This window comes from Chryseobacterium sp. (assembly GCF_008014695.1).
GTDB lineage: Bacteria > Bacteroidota > Bacteroidia > Flavobacteriales > Weeksellaceae > Kaistella.
In genome coordinates this window covers 390,592-407,566 of record NZ_VOXE01000004.1, presented here as the reverse complement: position 1 = coordinate 407,566, position 16,975 = coordinate 390,592, and the positions used below count along the sequence as shown (strand labels likewise).

Here is a 16,975-nt window from a genome sequence, read left to right as displayed (position 1 = left end):
AATTCCCCAATTAAGTAGGTAAATGTGTATAGAATGATGAATGCTATAATAAAAACAGTAATTTGTCTTTCTGCGCCGTTTTCATTAATGATGCCCACTAAGAATTTAATACAGCAATAAGCAATTGCCAGAATAAGAACTGGTTTAAAGAATCTTTTCCATATTGTATAAAAAAATCTTTCTGTCGATGATTGTAGCGGGAAATTAGGTCCATTATATTTTCTAAAGATAACAAGTTTTCTAGAAGATGAGACAGTCCTTACAAAATCATACTCAACTGCACTCTTTTCCTCGCCTCATCCACTTCGGTGACTTTTACCTGAACATGTTGATGAAGTTTCACGACTTCGTTCACATCCGACACAAAACCTTCCTTAAGTTGGGAGATATGCACGAGTCCGCTTTCCTTGATGCCGAGATCCACAAAACAACCGAACGCTGTAATGTTGTTCACGATTCCGGGAAGGATCATACCGGTCCTGAGGTCTTTGATGCTTTTGACTGTCGGGTCGAACTCAAAAACTTTGGCAGCTTTCCGCGGATCGAGACCGGGTTTTAGAAGTTCCTTCAGGATGTCTTTGATTCCCAATATCCCGATGGTTTCGGTCACGTATTTTTCCGGGCTGATCAGGGCAATCTTTTCTTTATTTGCGATGAGGTCAATTGTTTTCAATCCCAGATCTTTTGCCATTTTCTCCACAACAGGGTAGGCTTCAGGATGAACGGCAGAATTGTCGAGCGGGTTTTTACCGTTTGCAATCCGCACAAAAGCTGCGGCCTGCTGAAAGGCTTTTTCGCCGAGCCGTGGAACCTTTTTGAGTTGTTTGCGGTCTTCGAAGGCACCGTTTTCGGTACGGTAATTCACAATATTTTCCGCCATCTTTTCACCGATTCCGGAGACATAACTCAGCAGCGGTTTGCTCGCTGTATTCAGGTTGATGCCTACGGAATTCACACATTTCATTACGGTGGAATCGAGTTCGTTTTTAAGCTGCGTTTGATCCACATCGTGCTGGTACTGACCAACCCCAATGGATTTTGCATCGATCTTCACAAGTTCCGCCAGCGGATCAGATAGCCGTCTGCCGATGGAAATCGCGCCACGAACCGTCACATCGTAAGATGGAAACTCCTCTCTTGCAATTTTACTCGCCGAGTAAACCGACGCGCCGGCTTCCGAGACCACAAAAACCTGCGGCGGCGTATCGAAAGCAATTTTCTTGATGAAGAACTCCGTTTCGCGGCTTGCTGTGCCGTTCCCGATTGAGATTGCCTGAATATTATAGGCATTTACCATCGACCGGATTTTTTTCATCGCCATGCCGGTTTCGTTTTGCGGTGCGTGAGGATAAACGGTTTCGTTGTGTAGCAGATCACCTTTTTCGTCGAGGCACACGATCTTGCACCCGCTTCGGTAACCGGGATCGATCGCCAGAATTCTTTTCTCCCCCAAAGGCGGCGCTAAAAGAAGCTGCCGGAGATTGTCGGAAAAAATGGAAATGGCTTTTTCGTCGGCCTTTTCTTTGGCTTCCTGTAAGGTTTCATTTGAAATGGCAGGTTCGAGCAGTCTTTTGTAACTGTCTTTAATAGCCAGTGAAATCTGGTCCGCGCATTCATTTCGGGATTTAAGAACCGCCTGTTCGATAAGTTCAATGGCTTCTTCTTTGTCGATTTCTGTTTTGGTTTTCACATAACCTTCAGCTTCCGCTCTGAGCATGGCCAGAAGACGGTGCGAAGGAATCCGGCTCAGGCTTTCTTCCCACTCAAAATACTGCACATATTTCTGTGCAGCTTCTTCCTCTTTTTTGGCTTTCACCACTTTCGAAGTGAAAAGCGCTTTGCGCTGGAACAGCCGTCTGAGATTTTTACGAACGTACATATTTTCGTTGATCCATTCGGCCATAATGTCTCTGGCGCCCTGAAGTGCCTCTTCAACAGAAGGAACCTCATCATTCAGGTATTTTGTGGCCAAATGCTGAAGATCATTTGAATGCTGGCTCATGATAATTTTCGCCAACGGTTCCAGTCCTTTTTCTTTCGCAGCATCAGCTTTTGTTTTCCTCTTTTTTTTGAAAGGCAGATACAGATCTTCCAGTTCCTGAAGATCGAAACTGTCTTCAATTCTTTTTTTCAGGTCCGGAGTCATTGCGTCCTGTTCCTGAATGGATTTCAGGATGCTTTCCTTTCTTTTGATAATTTCCTCGAACTGGGCATTGAGTTTAGCGATCTGTTCGATCTGCACTTCATCAAGGTTGCCGGTCGCATCCTTCCGGTACCGGGAAATAAAGGGAATGGTGCAGTCTTCGGCGAGGAGTTTCAGCGTTGCACTGATGCTTTTGTCAGAAACAGAAAGGGATTTTTGGATAAAACCGGTGGGAATCATTGGCATTTTTTGGAAGTGCTAAAATAGGGAGATTTATTGAGCCAGTATAGCCGTTCCCTTTAGAATAGAAGACAGCAGTCATTTATTGTTGGGGGAACAGACTCGATCCACATGAAAGCAAAGCGCTAGCTTTAAGAATTCTGAATGGCTGCATAGACAGAATAAATGAACGTTCATTCTTTTTTGTTCTACCTTTGTTCCATCAAAAAGAAAGTAAAATGAGGGTATTGTTTTGGGTAATCGTAAGCATTCTTTTGGCTGTTTTAATGATGGCTTCGGGTGTTTATCATTTGTGGAATCCGGAATTTTATCTGCCGATTGTTCCGTCCTTTTTGCCTTTTCCGCTGGCAATTGTTTATCTGTCCGGAATTGTAGAGCTCCTTTTGGGGATTGTTACCTTATTCCTCAATCAAAAATATACCAAATACGGAGTGTTCGGCATTTATGTGTTGATGGTGATTTTCATGCCGCTTCATGTTACGGATGCGCTCAGCGACCAACCGGTGATCGGAAGTCCTATGGCCGCTTATATAAGATTGGTTTTTCAGTTTCTGTTGATTTGGTTGTCCTGGAAATCCTACAAATTTACATCGCTTGCAAAAGCAGAATTGAAACATGAGTAAAAAAGAAAAAATAACGGACAAGAAAACAGCACTGTTAAATGCAACGCTGACTTTGGTGAGTAACCACGGCTTTCACAATGCCCCCATGTCGAAAATTGCAGGTCTTGCAGGCGTTGCTCCGGCTACGATCTATCTTTATTTTGAAAACAAACAGAATCTCGTCAACGAATTGTATCTGGAAGTGAAAAAATCCTTCAGCAACTGTGCTTTTGAGGGATACAACAGCGAACTTTCTGTAAAAGATGGTTTCGAAATCATTTGGTTCAATATCGCGAATTATAAATTAAGTCAGATCAAGGAAGCGAACTTTTTATCCCAGTGTGATAACAGTCCGATGGTTGGGGAAGAAATCAGGGTGGAAGGATTAAAACATTTGCAGCCTCTTCTTGATTTATGGAAAAAGGGGAAGGACGAGGGAATTATTAAGCCGCTTTCAGACTATGTTTTATACGCTTTCAGCATATATCCGCTGTCTTTTTTACTCGAAATGCAGGAAAGATCGGCCTATACTTTAAGCGAAGAATCAAAAGCGCAGACTTTCAGGGCGGCCTGGGATGCAATCAAGGTGTGAAGATCCTGCTAAAATCATTGTAAAATTTTAAATTGAAAATCAGAAATATGAATAATTTTAAATACAGAAATCCAACAAAAATATTGTTTGGTAAAGGTCAGATTGAAAATCTCTCCACAGAAATTCCGGCCAACTCAAAAATTTTAATGCTTTACGGCGGTGGAAGCATCAAGAAAAACGGCATTTATGAGGAGGTGAAAAAAGCATTATCAGGTTATGAAGTCCTGGAATTTGGCGGCATTCCCGCAAATCCTGAATACAGCATTTTATTGGATGCCTTGAAAGTCATTAAAGAAGAAAACATCACTTATCTTTTAGCAGTTGGTGGCGGTTCCGTAATCGACGGAACTAAATTTTTATCCGCCGCAGCTTTATACGAGGGCGAAATGCCGTGGGATTTACTGACGAATAAAAAACCGGTGACCGAAGGATTGTCTTTTGCAACCGTGTTGACACTTCCTGCGACCGGTTCTGAAATGAATTCGGGATCCGTAATTACGAGAGCGGAAACCAAAGAAAAATTGGCTTTCGGCGGACCGGGAATGTTCCCGCAGTTTTCTGTTTTGGATCCGGCAGTCATTAAATCGATTCCACAGCGTCAGTTGGCCAACGGAATTGCAGATGCATTCACGCACGTAATGGAACAGTATATGACGTATCCGATTGGCGCAAAACTGCAGGACCGTTTTGCCGAAAGCATTATGCAGACTTTGATTGAAGTGGCGCCTGCCGTTATGAAAAATCCTGCAGATGAAGAGGCAGCAGCTGATTTTATGTGGAGCTGTACGATGGCGCTGAACGGTTTGATTCAGCAGGGCGTTCCCGGGGACTGGGCAATCCACTCCATGGGACATGAATTAACAGCAATGTACGGAATTGATCACGCACGGACTTTGGCAATTTTAGCCGGAAATCATTACCGCTACAATTTTGAGACTAAAAAAGAGAAATTGGCGCAGTACGCAGAACGCGTCTGGAAAATTACAGAAGGAACTTTAGAGGAAAAAGCCCACGCCGGAATCGACAGAACTGACGAATTCTTTAAATCCTTAGGTATTGATATTCAGCTATCAGAATACACAAAAAAATATGCAGAAACCGGCGCTGCTGTTGCAAAACGTTTTACAGAACGGGGTTGGTTGGGACTTGGTGAACATAAATCACTCGCACCTGCTGATGTTCAGAAAATCATCGAAATGAGTTACTAGAAAACTTCTTTAAAAATATAATCAAAAAAATACTTATGAAAATACTGTTTGTTCTTACTTCCCACTCAGAACTGGGAAACACCGGCGAGAAAACCGGATTCTGGATCGAAGAATTTGCAAGTCCTTACTACTATTTGGTGGATAAAGGCGTTGAGGTGATCTTGGCTTCTCCAAAGGGCGGTCAGCCACCAATTGATCCGACGAGCGATAAACCGGAAAATCAAACGGAATCTACGGTCAGATTCAAGGCGGATGCTGAACTTCAGGAAAAATTAGGCAATACGCACAAACTGTCGGAAGTTTCTGCAGCAGATTACGACGCGGTATTTTATCCCGGTGGGCACGGACCTCTTTGGGATTTGGCCGAAAGCGCGGATTCTGCAAAACTGATCGAAAATTTTTACAACAGCAATAAACCCGTAGCATTTGTATGTCATGCTCCTGCCGCTTTGAAAAATGTGAAATACACTTCAGGTAAACCATTGGTAAAAGGCAAGAAAGTAACAGGCTTTACGAACACCGAAGAAGCTTTGGTAAAACTGACTGACGTAGTGCCGTTTTTGGTGGAAGATATGCTGAAAGAAAACGGCGGAATCTACAGCAAAGCAGGCGATTTTGAAACGTATGCTTTGGAAGACGGCTTGTTGATCACGGGTCAGAACCCCGCTTCGTCTGAAAAAGTAGCAGAATTATTATTGAATCAACTTCAGAAATAAGCTGGTTTGATTTAATGATGCATAAATGTTCCAAAGTGAAAATCGCTCTGGAACATTTTTTTGAAAGGTAAAACCACGTTGCGTTACTTCGTTATACTTTGCCGAGTCGGAAACCCCCACAATGTAATTCTTCCATTAGAACTTCCGTGACCCCTTTGCGCTTAGCGAGGCCGAAGTTTTTGGCTCAAAATCATTACTTTTGTTCTAAACTGATTGCTGCCGTGAAAAACAAAATTCTTATCATCGATGATGAACTAAAATTGCTGAAACTTCTTGGAATGATTCTTTCCAACGAAGGCTACGACGTCTTTCAGGCATCTTCCGCAAGATCCGGAATCAATATGCTAGGTAATCACTCAATCGATTTGGTGCTGTGTGATGTTCGGCTGCCTGATGCATTTGGCGTTGATTTCGTAAAAGAAATTAAAACAAAATATCCGCACATCGAAATTATATTGATGACGGCTTACGGAAACATTCCCGACGGCGTTCAGGCCATGAGGAACGGTGCTTATGACTATATTGTAAAAGGCGACGACAACGAAAAAATTATTCCGCTGGTTTCTAAAGCGCTGGAAAAAGTGAAAGATAACATCAGAAATCAACAGGAGGATAAAGCCGGTTTCAAAACCGATTTTTCTTCCGTCCTGGGTAAGTCCGAAAGCTTTCTTTATGCAAAGATGCTTGCGGAAAAAGTTGCCCATACCGATACAGCAGTGCTTTTAACTGGGGAAACCGGCACAGGGAAAGAAGTGTTTGCTCAGGCAATTCATCATGAAAGTTCCAGAAGGAACGGTCTTTTCATGGCCGTCAACTGTTCTGCCTTTGGAAAGGAAGTCCTCGAAAGCGAACTGTTTGGTCATAAAAAAGGCGCTTTTACGGGAGCGGTTTCCGATAAAAAAGGGTTGATTGAGGAAGCGCAGAACGGAACTTTATTTCTGGATGAAATCGGCGAAATGCCTTTGGAGCTGCAGTCGAAAATGCTGCGGGTTTTGGAAAGCGGAGAATTTATTAAAATGGGGGACACGAAAATTTCAAAATCAAATTTTCGGCTGATTGCCGCTACAAACCGCAATTTGAAAGAAGAAAGCCGCCTTGGAAATTTCCGCGAAGATCTCTATTTCCGTTTGAACGTCTTCGAGATTCACCTTCCGCCGCTGCGCGAAAGGAAAGAGGATATCCGGGATCTCGCCAACTTTTTTATCGGTAAATTTTCTGCCAAAATGAATTTGAAAAATATAAAAATCACTCCTGATTTTTATAAAAAGCTGGAAAATAATCCGTGGAAAGGGAATATCCGCGAATTAAAAAATACACTCGAGCGCAGCCTTATTTTAATGGAAAACAATCAGCTTTCAGCCGACAATCTGCCGCATTCTGAAAGCATGAATTCCTTCGCGATGTCTTCTGTGGAAAAAGAGCATATTCTGAAGGTGCTGCAGTACACCAAAGGAAATAAAGCTGAAGCGGCCCGCCTTTTAGATATCGGGATTGCTACTTTATATCGGAAACTCGAGGAATACCATTTAAAATAATATCCCGAAACATCTCTCAAATTGAGAATCAAGCCTGTCATTTTGATAGGCTTTTTTGTGTTTGGCAAGCTGATTATTTTTGTTAATATTTTATTAACCATGTAGTTATGTGTTTTAGGACTTGTTTTTGGCATTAGGGTTATCATAAATTTAAAATCTAAAACTTAAAAAATGATGATGACTGTGTTATTAACCGCCGCCGGAATATTAATTTTCTTCCTCCTGGCAAAATCTGTTAACTTTTTTGATAAAATCTAAACCATGTGGACCTTGTTTATCCTTTCAATCGCAGCATTCGGATACATGTGCTATGTTTTGCTCAAACCCGAAAAATTTTAAATTAATACAAGATGAATACAGAATTACTGGGACTCGTCCTGATGTTCGTTGTCACGTTACTTTTGGCAATCCCGCTTGGGAAATATATTGCTAAAGTATACGGTCACGAAAAAACGTTTTTGGATTTTATACTGGATCCTGTTGAAAAATTCTTTTTCCGTCTTTCCGGGGTGGACCCGCTGAACGGCTGGAACTGGAAAAAGAATATGAGGGCTTTAATTGCCATAAATTTTGTTTGGTTTTTACTGGGCATGGCCATCTTAATGAACCAGCAGTGGTTGCCTTTAAATCCCGACAATAATCCGGGAATGAGTGCTGATTTGGCTTTTAATACCACGATTTCTTTCATCGTCAACTGTAATTTGCAGCATTATTCCGGAGAGAGTGGTTTAAGTTATTTCGGTCAGCTGTATTTAATGTTTTTACAGTTTGTCTCCGCAGCAACCGGAATGGCCGCGTTGGCGCATGTTTTTGTTGCTTTCAAGGAAAAAACGACTGAAAATTTAGGAAACTTTTTCGATTTCTTCATAAGGTCAGTAACGCGGATCTTAATGCCCCTTTGTTTGATGGTAAGCTTGATCATGTTGCTTAATGGAAGTCCGATGACTTTCAACGGAAAAGATCAGATCACGAATGTGGAAGGAAAAAGTATCGAGGTGTCTACAGGCCCCGTTGCCGCCTTTGTTCCAATCAAGCATTTGGGAACGAATGGGGGTGGTTTTTTTGGAGCAAATTCCGCTCATCCTTTGGAAAATCCTAACTACATGACCAATTTCACCGAAATGGTTTCGCAAATGCTGATTCCTTTTGCTTTGGTTTTTGCTTTTGGATTTTTTATTAAAAGACGAAAATTAAGCTGGACAATCTTTGCAGTCATGTCCATTGGGTTTTTATCGTTGATGGCGATGAATGTTGCCTTCGAAAATGCAGGAAATCCGGCGCTGAAGGAAATGGGTGCAAACATTTCACTGGGAAACATGGAGGGAAAAGAAATTCGTTTTGGCTCCTCCGCCTCGGCCTATTGGAGCATTGCCACAACCGTCATTTCGACGGGTTCGGTAAATTCCATGCACGACAGTTACATGCCGCTTTCGGGAATGAATATGCTTCTGGCCATGATGATCAACAGTTTTTATGGCGGAGTAGGCGTGGGAATTCTCAATTATTTCGTCTTTATAATTCTGGCTGTTTTTATCAGTGGTTTAATGGTCGGACGAACTCCGGAGTTTTTAGGCAAAAAGATAGAAGCCAAGGAGATGAAAATTGCCATGGTGATTGCGCTTTTGCATCCGCTCCTAATTCTGGCAGGCACGGCACTCACGGCTTATCAACCTGCGTTCGGCACTGCCACTTTAAACAATCCTTCCTTCCACGGATTTAGTGAAATGCTTTATGAATTTACATCAGCCTCCGCCAACAACGGTTCCGGATTCGAAGGATTAGGGGACAATACCCCGTGGTGGAATATTTCCACAGGAATTGTCCTCGCGCTGTCAAGGTTTCTTCCGATAATCGGCCCTGTGGCGATTGCGGGACTTTTGGCTCAGAAAAAATATATTCCGGAAGGTGCCGGGACTTTAAAAACAGATACGCCTACTTTTGGGTTACTGACTTTGGGAGTGATATTGCTGATCGCTGCTTTAGCCTTTTTCCCCGCATTAACATTAGGACCAATCGCAGAATATCTGACCGCGGTCGCCAAATAATTTTTGACAATAAAAAAATGAAAACAAAAAGTAACCAAAATCTTTTTCAAAAAGATTTAGTCAATGAAGCGCTGAAACAGTCTCTTATAAAATTGGATCCACGGGTGATGATTAAAAATCCGATTATGTTTTTGGTGGAAATAGGAACGGTGGTAATGGGCGTTGTTTCTGTCTGGACATTATTGGGAGAAAAAAGTCAGGGGAGTTTCGGCTACAACTTCACCATATTCCTGACACTCTTTTTAACAGTTTTATTCGCAAATTTTGCTGAAGCTATTGCCGAAGCGCGCGGAAAAGCTCAGGCCGATACTTTAAGAAAAACCCGCGAAGAAACGCCGGCAAAATTAATACTGGAAAATAAACGTGGCTTTGATGTGGAAACCGTTCAGAAAATGTCCGCAGAAATGCAGCTGGGCGACATATTTCTTTGTGTTGCAGGTGATCAGATTCCGATGGATGGAGAAATCATCGAAGGTTTGGCGACCATTGACGAAAGTGCCATTACCGGAGAAAGTGCTCCGGTGATCCGTGAAGCGGGTGGTGATAAATCCTCCGTTACAGGGGGAACAAAAGTACTCTCCGACCGGATTAAAGTTAAAGTGAATACAAAACCCGGCGAAAGTTTTCTGGATAAAATGATTGCGCTGGTTGAAGGGGCATCCCGCCAGAAAACACCGAACGAAATCGCCTTGACCATTTTATTGGCCGGATTTACGTTGGTCTTCATCATCGTCACAGTAACATTGAAACCATTTGCTGACTATTCCCAAACTCCCATTACCATTGCAGCTTATATTTCTCTTTTCGTCTGTTTGATTCCCACAACGATCGGCGGATTGCTTTCAGCAATCGGGATAGCAGGAATGGATAGGGCACTCAGGGCAAATGTGATTACAAAATCGGGTAAAGCCGTAGAAACTGCCGGCGATATTGATGTATTGCTGTTGGATAAAACGGGAACAATCACAATTGGAAACAGAAAAGCCACAGAATTTTATCCCGCAAACGGAATTTCATTGGAAGAATTCATAAAGGCTGCCGCTTTGAGTTCAATGGCAGATGAAACGCCTGAGGGAAAATCTATTGTGGAACTCGCCGCTTTGCCACCGGAAAATCTGGTTGTAGAAAATCCGACTTTTATAGACTTTTCTGCGGAAACACGAAGTTCAGGAATCAATTTTAACGGAACGGAAATAAGAAAAGGAGCCTTCGATTCCATCAGAGACCTGACGTTAAAGGCAGGAAATACTTTTCCGGAAGAGACCGAAGAAGCGGTTAAAATGATCTCCAGCAATGGCGGAACGCCTTTGGTGGTGCTGAGAAATGGGTTGGTGTTGGGCGTGATCGAATTGCAGGATATCATCAAAACAGGAATGAACGAACGCTTCCAAAGACTAAGAAAAATGGGGGTGAAAACCGTAATGGTGACAGGAGATAATCCATTGACCGCAAAATTTATCGCTGAAAAAGCAGGAGTTGATGATTTTATCGCAGAAGCCAAACCGGAAGACAAAATGAATTACATTAAACGTGAACAGGAAAGCGGAAAATTAGTAGCCATGATGGGCGACGGAACCAATGATGCTCCCGCTTTGGCTCAGGCCGATGTTGGGGTAGCCATGAACAGCGGAACTCAGGCTGCAAAGGAAGCCGGGAATATGGTCGATTTGGATAATGATCCCACAAAACTCATCGAAATCGTAGAAATTGGCAAACAGCTTTTAATGACTCGTGGTACGCTAACTACTTTTTCAATTGCCAATGATGTCGCCAAATATTTTGCAATTATTCCTGCACTGTTTATCACGTTTATTCCGGCCCTGCAGTTTTTAAACATCATGAATTTGCACAGTCCCCAAAGCGCAATTTTGTCCGCGGTTATTTTTAATGCCGTCATTATTCCGCTTTTAATTCCGCTTGCTTTGAAAGGCGTAGCATACAAGCCGATTGGTGCCAGTGCTTTGCTGCGGAGAAACCTTTTGATCTACGGCCTTGGTGGCATCATCGTACCATTTCTGGGAATTAAACTCATCGATATGATGGTTTCACTCTTTATGTAATTTCTAAAAATTAACTTTAAAAAAATGAAAAAATATATCAGACCAATTTTGGTGCTTACTGTTGGCATGATGATGTCAGTAGGAGTTTATACCGTGATCGTCTTTGGTTTAGGGAAAATTACGCCCGATAAAGGGTTGGGCGAACAGATGAGCGTTAATGGCAAAAGACAGTATGCTAACGTTGGTCAGCAGTTTACGCTTCCCCAATATTTTCACGGCCGGCCATCTGCCGTACATTATGATGCTGCCGGAAGCGGTGGAAGCAATAAAGGACCCAACAATCCGGAGTATCTCGCGGAGGTTCAAAAAAGAATTGACACTCTAATGATGGAAAATCCCGGCATGACGGAAGTTGAAATCCCGGTGGATTTAATAACGGCCAGTGGCAGCGGATTAGATCCCGATATTTCTGTAGAAGCAGCAGAATTTCAGATCGATAGAGTGGCAAAAGCCAGAAATATTTCCCCGGAAAAAGTGAAAGAATTGATTCAGCAGACTGCCGCAGATGAAAATCTTATTTTCTTTGCGCCACAGAAAGTCAATGTATTAAAACTGAACGCAGCTCTGGACAATCTGAAATAAAACCAGACTTAAAATAAATTTAAACAATATACCTTTTGTTACTAATGAAAAAATTAATTGTATCAGCATCTCTTTTGACTTTCGGAATTTTTGCAGCGCAGGAACAAACAGAAACTGCAGCTCCTAAACTGACTTTTTCCGGTTATGCAGAAATCTTTTACACCTATGATTTCAATCAGCCCGAAAGTCATATCCGCCAGCCATTTTTGTACACGTACAACCGTCATAATGAGTTTAATTTGAATTTAGGATTGGTGAAAGCAAATTACACTTCAGAAAATACACGCGCAAATCTGGCATTAATGGCCGGGACATATGCTCAGGACAATATGGCTGCGGAACAAGATCTATTAAAAAACATCAGTGAAGCAAACATTGGTTTCAAAATTTCAAATAAGAAAAATATCTGGATCGATGCGGGCATTATGCCTTCTCATATCGGCTGGGAAAGTGCCGTTGGGAAAGATAATTTAACGTTGACCCGAAGTATCGCTGCCGAAAATTCGCCTTATTTCGAGACCGGTGCCAGGATTTCCTATACCTCCGACAACGGTAAACTCTTCCTCAGCGGCCTGGTTCTGAACGGCTGGCAAAGAATAGCCCGTGCCGAAGGAAATCAGACTTTAGGTTTTGGGCATCAGATTACCTACAAATTTTCGGATAATTTCAGTCTGAACAGCAGTTCATTTATTGGAAATGATAAACCCAGTGCCGAAAAAAAGATGCGGTATTTTCACGATTTATATGCTAATTTTAATCTCGGACAAAAATGGTCCGGAATTGCCGGTTTCGATATCGGTGCAGAACAAAATGCCAAAAGAAGCCACAAATACAATACCTGGTATTCTCCGAATCTATTGTTGCGTTACGCAGTAACTGACCGTACCCGGATTGGTGGCAGAGTAGAATATTTCAACGATGCTAAAGGGGTGATCATCGGAACAGCTGCGCCAAATGGTTTTCAAACGTTCGGGTATTCCTTGAATATCGATCATGAAATTTATAAAAATATCTTGTGGCGAACGGAAGCGCGCGGATTTTCTTCAAAAGATGCTGTTTTTGTAAAGGACGGTTGGCCGGAAAAAACAGATTTCTTTGTGACAACAAGTCTTTCTGCCTGGTTTTGAAACTGAAAAAACTAAAACTTAATTTCTTAATACCAATGTAACCATGTCTTCAGCTGAACATTTCCTCGAACTCATTCAGCGGTCCAAACGCGGTAAATTCAAGATTTACATTGGAATGAGCGCCGGTGTGGGAAAAACGTACCGCATGTTGCAGGAAGCACATGCTTTGCTGAAGCATGGTATTGATATTAAAATTGGTTATATCGAGCCTCATCTCCGCGAAGAAACCATCGCTTTGGTGGAAGGTATTCCCGAAATCAAACGGAAATCTATTTTCTACAAAGGAAAATATTTGGAGGAAATGGACGTTCAGGCCATCCTCAATGACCATCCTGAAATTGTTATCGTGGATGAATTGGCCCATACCAATGTTGAAGGAAGTTCCAACAAAAAAAGATGGCAGGATGTGCTGGAACTTTTGGAAGCCGGGATCAATGTCATCAGTGCCGTCAACATTCAGCACATCGAAAGTCTGAATGAAAGTGTTAAAGGCATCATTGGAATTGAAGTGACAGAAAGGGTTCCTGATAAAATTTTAGCATTGGCAGATGAGGTGGTGAACATTGATTTAACCGCAGATGAGTTGATTTCCCGTTTAAAAGACGGAAAAATTTATCCAAAAGATAAGATAGCAATTTCATTGCAGAACTTTTTTAAAAGCGACCATATTCTGCAGTTGCGCGAACTGGCGCTGAAAGAAGTTGCCACTCACGTGGAGAAGAAAGTGGAAAACGAAGTCACGCGCTCCGTTGACCTGCGTTCCGAAAAATTTCTTGCCTGCATAAGCAGCAATGAGAAGACGGCAAAATCGGTCATCCGGAAAACAGCCCGTTTGGCAAGCTACTACAACAGCAGATGGACGGTTCTGTACGTGCAGACACCAAAGGAAAGTCCGGATAAAATTGCGCTGGACAGGCAAAGGCATTTGATCAATAATTTGAACTTTGCGCGGGAAATGGGAGCCGACGTTGTGCAGCAGAACGGTCAGAATATTTCAAAAGCCATTCTGGATTTTGTGCAGCATAATCAGATTACAACCGTTTGCATCGGCAAACCGCATCTTAATTTTTTTCAGCAGATATTTAGAATGAACTGGTTTCATAACTTTGTAAATGATATGATGCGGGAAAAGGTGGATATTATTATTTTATCCTGAGCAGGAATGGTGCAGCTGAATTCCCACAAAATCCAAATAATTTCTTTTGATTTTTAAAATGAAAATTAAAACCAAAATCACCCTCGGTGTTGGACTTTTATTTCTGATGATCGTAATATTATCGGTCATTAGCGCGGTTTATATTTCAAAACAGAAATCCGACACGCAAAAGATTCTTACCGCCAATTACAATTCTTTGGAATACTCCAAAAACATGATGTTGGCTTTGGATAAAATCTCGGCAGATGCCACACAGATTCAGACCTTCAGAAAGAATTTGGCGCTCGAAAGCAGGAATATTACGGAAATCGGCGAAAAGGATTCTTATCAGGATGCAGTGGCTCATTTCGAAAACTTTTTAAAAACGCGGAACCCCGAAAGTGAAAAGTTGATCAGAAATGATCTGGCGGAAATAATGCGCCTCAATATGAACGCCATTGTACAGAAAAGTGATAAGGCCATTGCTACTGCACAAACCGCTACCACCTGGGTAATATCCCTGGGAACGATATGTTTTATCATCGCCTTTACTTTGCTCTTTAATTTACCCGACAATATAGCACGTCCGATCCGCGAACTGACCGAAAGTATAAAGCAGATCGCCAGCGGGAATTATCATGAACGCGTTCATTTTCGGGGAAGCGCTGAATTTGAAGATCTGGCCAATTCCTTTAATTCCATGGCCGAAAAACTGGATGAATATCAGAGCAGCAGCTTATCTAAACAGTTGATGGATAAAAAACGCGTCGAAATGCTGATTTCAAATATGCATGATCCGGTGATTGGTCTTGATGAGAAAAATCAAATCAATTTTATTAATGATGAAGCACTAAAGATTTCGGGTTTGGTCCGCGAAGAGTTGATCGGAAAAACCGCTCCGGAAATCGCCGTGAATAATGACTTATTAAGAGAATTATTGCGGAATGCTGCATTGGAAGAGAAATCAGAAGCACCAATGAAAATTTTCGCCGATAATAAAGAGAGTTATTTTGAACAGGAAATCATTCCGATCAGCATTATTCCGACAGGTGAAACGGAAAAAAAAGACGCCGGGAAAGTTATTTTACTTCGGAATATTACAGCGTATAAAGAGCTGGATTTTGCCAAGACCAACTTTATCGCCACGGTTTCTCATGAACTGAAAACACCCATTTCTTCAATGAAAATGGGAACACAGTTGCTGAAAAATGAAAAGTTTGGAATGCTCAATGAACAGCAGAAAGAACTGCTGAGAAGTATTGAGGAAGATGGAGAAAGGTTGCTGGATATCACCGGGGAACTCCTGAATTTGTCGCAGGCAGAGAGTGGCAATATCCGGTTGAATTTTACAGATTGTAACGTTTCAGCATTGGTGAACGCAGCAATTTCAAATAATGCGGTCATCGCAGAAAATAAGGAAATTGAAATTCTTACCGATTTCAGAACCCGCGAAAGCGACACCGTAAAAGCCGACTTTGACAAAACAGTGTGGGTACTCAATAATTTTCTGACCAATGCCATAAAACATTCTGGCGCCGGACAAAAAATCATTATTTCAACGGAACGCATCAAGGATAAAGTCAGGTTTTCTGTTCAGGATTTCGGCAAAGGCATTGATCCGAAATACCATTCCAGAATTTTCGATCGGTATTTCCAGGTTCCCGAAGATTACCTTAGTGGTACAGGGTTAGGTTTGGCCATCAGCAAAAATTTCATTGAAAAACAGGGTGGCGAAATAGGCCTGGAAAGCGAAATCAATAAAGGAAGCACTTTCTGGATGATGCTGTAATTGCAGTACTGCTAGCGTGCAGGTTTTTTTATAAAATTCGTGGTTTCTGTAAAGCGTTTGCTCCAGGGCCAGAAATACTGCAGGATCATCGGAATATGGCTTTTATTGATCATCACAGGTTGTACCTCCGGTTGAAATTCATGCAGTTTTTTCAGAAAACGCTTGTTCGCTGTTTTAATGGAAGGGTAGGTATTGGACCCAACGTAAATGAGAAAGGGCGGTGAATGTTCCGTCAGGAAATAAATGGGAGAAGCTTCATACCATTTTTGCGGGTCCTTGCTCCAGGTTTTCACATAATCGTTTTGGTTCTTGGGTGGATTTCTTTCCAGATAGTATTTCATATCGATTCCGGCGGCATCATTTAAAATAATCCCTGAGATGGTATGGTAGGGAATCCCGAATTTTGGATTTAAAACCGCCGATCCGACTAACTGTCCGCCTGCCGAATGGCCGGTGACAAAAATCTGTGTTTTATCGCCGTGATACTTGTCGATATTCTGCTGTACCCATTTTATGGCCGCCGCGATTTCCATGGTCATTTCATTTACATTGGCTTCCGGACTTAAAGTGTATTCCGGAATGACCGTCACCACATCTTTCTTTGCGAAATTCCGGCCGAAAAATCCGTAGGTATTTTTGTTTCCTGAGTTCCAGTTGCCGCCGTGAACAAAAATCAGCACAGGGAGTTTCTTGTTTTCGGAATGACTGGGAACAAATATATTGAGTTTAAGATCTTTCTTTTGTGCAGATTGACCATAAATCACATCTTTATGTTTTAAAGACTGGCAGCTGATGAAAAATAAAAAGCAGAAGCTGAGATAAAAAAATTTGCGCATGTCTAAAAATACGGTAAATCTCTGAATTTGGTTTTAATTGCGGGGAGACGGAAACGCCGATGAAGCAGTCACCTAATAACAACCTCAATAAGATCAGAACTAAAAGCAGCGGCCAATGTAACAATGGTTGAGATTTTGACACAAATTGTTAGCCTTTAAACAGAAAAAGATGAAAAAATTAACAAGAAGAAAGTCACTGATCCTCATATCAATTGGAATGTTCGTCACTGCAGCATCGCAGATCTTCTTTCACTTTGTAGGATTACCGGACTTGGCCAAAGGTTTATTTTTTGGTTTCGGAATTGGAATATTGCTGGTGGCGCTGATTTTTGGCAGTTTTAAAGCTGCCAGATAAAGTTACGTTT

General features: G+C 41.9%; 15 protein-coding genes. 13 read left to right on the top strand and 2 right to left on the bottom strand.

From position 1 onward, the window contains the following. Nucleotides 1–259 precede the first annotated feature (259 nt). Nucleotides 260–2,383 carry a Tex family protein gene (locus FUA25_RS12820; protein ID WP_147757393.1) on the bottom strand — a complete coding sequence of 708 codons (2,124 nt, stop codon included), beginning with the start codon at nt 2,381–2,383 and terminating at the stop codon, nt 260–262. A 218-nt stretch (nt 2,384–2,601) separates the two neighbouring features. On the opposite strand from FUA25_RS12820, the gene FUA25_RS12815 reads away from it, so the two are divergent. From FUA25_RS12815 to FUA25_RS12760, 12 genes are all read left to right on the top strand, one after another. Continuing rightward, nucleotides 2,602–3,006 carry a hypothetical protein gene (locus tag FUA25_RS12815; protein ID WP_147757306.1) on the top strand — a complete coding sequence of 135 codons (405 nt, stop codon included), beginning with the start codon at nt 2,602–2,604 and terminating at the stop codon, nt 3,004–3,006. Next, the gene (locus tag FUA25_RS12810; protein WP_147757305.1) at nt 2,999–3,577 is read left to right on the top strand and encodes a TetR/AcrR family transcriptional regulator; all 579 of its coding nucleotides are present in this window, start codon (nt 2,999–3,001) and stop codon (nt 3,575–3,577) included. The genes FUA25_RS12815 and FUA25_RS12810 overlap by 8 nt, the downstream gene beginning before the upstream one ends. A 47-nt stretch (nt 3,578–3,624) precedes the next feature. Next, nucleotides 3,625–4,785, top strand: a complete 1,161-nt coding sequence (locus tag FUA25_RS12805; protein WP_147757304.1) for an iron-containing alcohol dehydrogenase — start codon at nt 3,625–3,627, stop codon at nt 4,783–4,785. 35 nt (nt 4,786–4,820) lie between these two features. Further along, nucleotides 4,821–5,501 carry a type 1 glutamine amidotransferase domain-containing protein gene (locus FUA25_RS12800; protein WP_147757303.1) on the top strand — a complete coding sequence of 227 codons (681 nt, stop codon included), beginning with the start codon at nt 4,821–4,823 and terminating at the stop codon, nt 5,499–5,501. Between the two features lie 221 nt (nt 5,502–5,722). Next, nucleotides 5,723–7,036, top strand: a complete 1,314-nt coding sequence (locus FUA25_RS12795; RefSeq protein WP_147757302.1) for a sigma-54-dependent transcriptional regulator — start codon at nt 5,723–5,725, stop codon at nt 7,034–7,036. A 261-nt stretch (nt 7,037–7,297) separates the two neighbouring features. Continuing rightward, nucleotides 7,298–7,375: a K(+)-transporting ATPase subunit F gene (gene kdpF, locus FUA25_RS13515; protein WP_147757392.1), complete on the top strand. Its 78-nt coding sequence runs from the start codon at nt 7,298–7,300 to the stop codon at nt 7,373–7,375. 11 nt (nt 7,376–7,386) lie between these two features. Beyond that, nucleotides 7,387–9,081: a potassium-transporting ATPase subunit KdpA gene (gene kdpA / locus FUA25_RS12785; protein ID WP_147757301.1), complete on the top strand. Its 1,695-nt coding sequence runs from the start codon at nt 7,387–7,389 to the stop codon at nt 9,079–9,081. Nucleotides 9,082–9,098: 17 nt separating this feature from the next. Beyond that, nucleotides 9,099–11,141 (top strand): potassium-transporting ATPase subunit KdpB, encoded by a 2,043-nt coding sequence (kdpB, locus tag FUA25_RS12780; RefSeq protein WP_147757300.1) that lies wholly within the window; start codon nt 9,099–9,101, stop codon nt 11,139–11,141. A gap of 24 nt (nt 11,142–11,165) precedes the next feature. After that, a complete protein-coding gene (gene kdpC, locus FUA25_RS12775) occupies nt 11,166–11,723 on the top strand; it encodes a K(+)-transporting ATPase subunit C (RefSeq protein WP_147757299.1) in 558 nt (185 codons plus the stop codon). 44 nt (nt 11,724–11,767) lie between these two features. After that, on the top strand, nt 11,768–12,850 hold the full coding sequence (locus FUA25_RS12770) for a porin (protein ID WP_147757298.1): 1,083 nt from the start codon (nt 11,768–11,770) through the stop codon (nt 12,848–12,850). A gap of 43 nt (nt 12,851–12,893) precedes the next feature. Further along, complete coding sequence (locus FUA25_RS12765) at nt 12,894–14,006, top strand: sensor protein KdpD (RefSeq protein ID WP_147757297.1); 1,113 nt, start codon at nt 12,894–12,896, stop codon at nt 14,004–14,006. Between the two features lie 58 nt (nt 14,007–14,064). Further along, complete coding sequence (locus FUA25_RS12760) at nt 14,065–15,774, top strand: ATP-binding protein (RefSeq protein WP_147757296.1); 1,710 nt, start codon at nt 14,065–14,067, stop codon at nt 15,772–15,774. Nucleotides 15,775–15,785: 11 nt separating this feature from the next. Here the strand turns inward: FUA25_RS12760 and FUA25_RS12755 are convergent, their stop codons facing one another. Further along, nucleotides 15,786–16,538: an alpha/beta hydrolase gene (locus FUA25_RS12755; protein WP_228411708.1), complete on the bottom strand. Its 753-nt coding sequence runs from the start codon at nt 16,536–16,538 to the stop codon at nt 15,786–15,788. Between the two features lie 241 nt (nt 16,539–16,779). Between FUA25_RS12755 and FUA25_RS12750 the strand changes: the two genes are divergently transcribed. Then, entirely contained in the window at nt 16,780–16,965 is a 186-nt protein-coding gene (locus FUA25_RS12750; protein WP_147757294.1) for a hypothetical protein, read from the top strand. Nucleotides 16,966–16,975 lie beyond the last annotated feature (10 nt).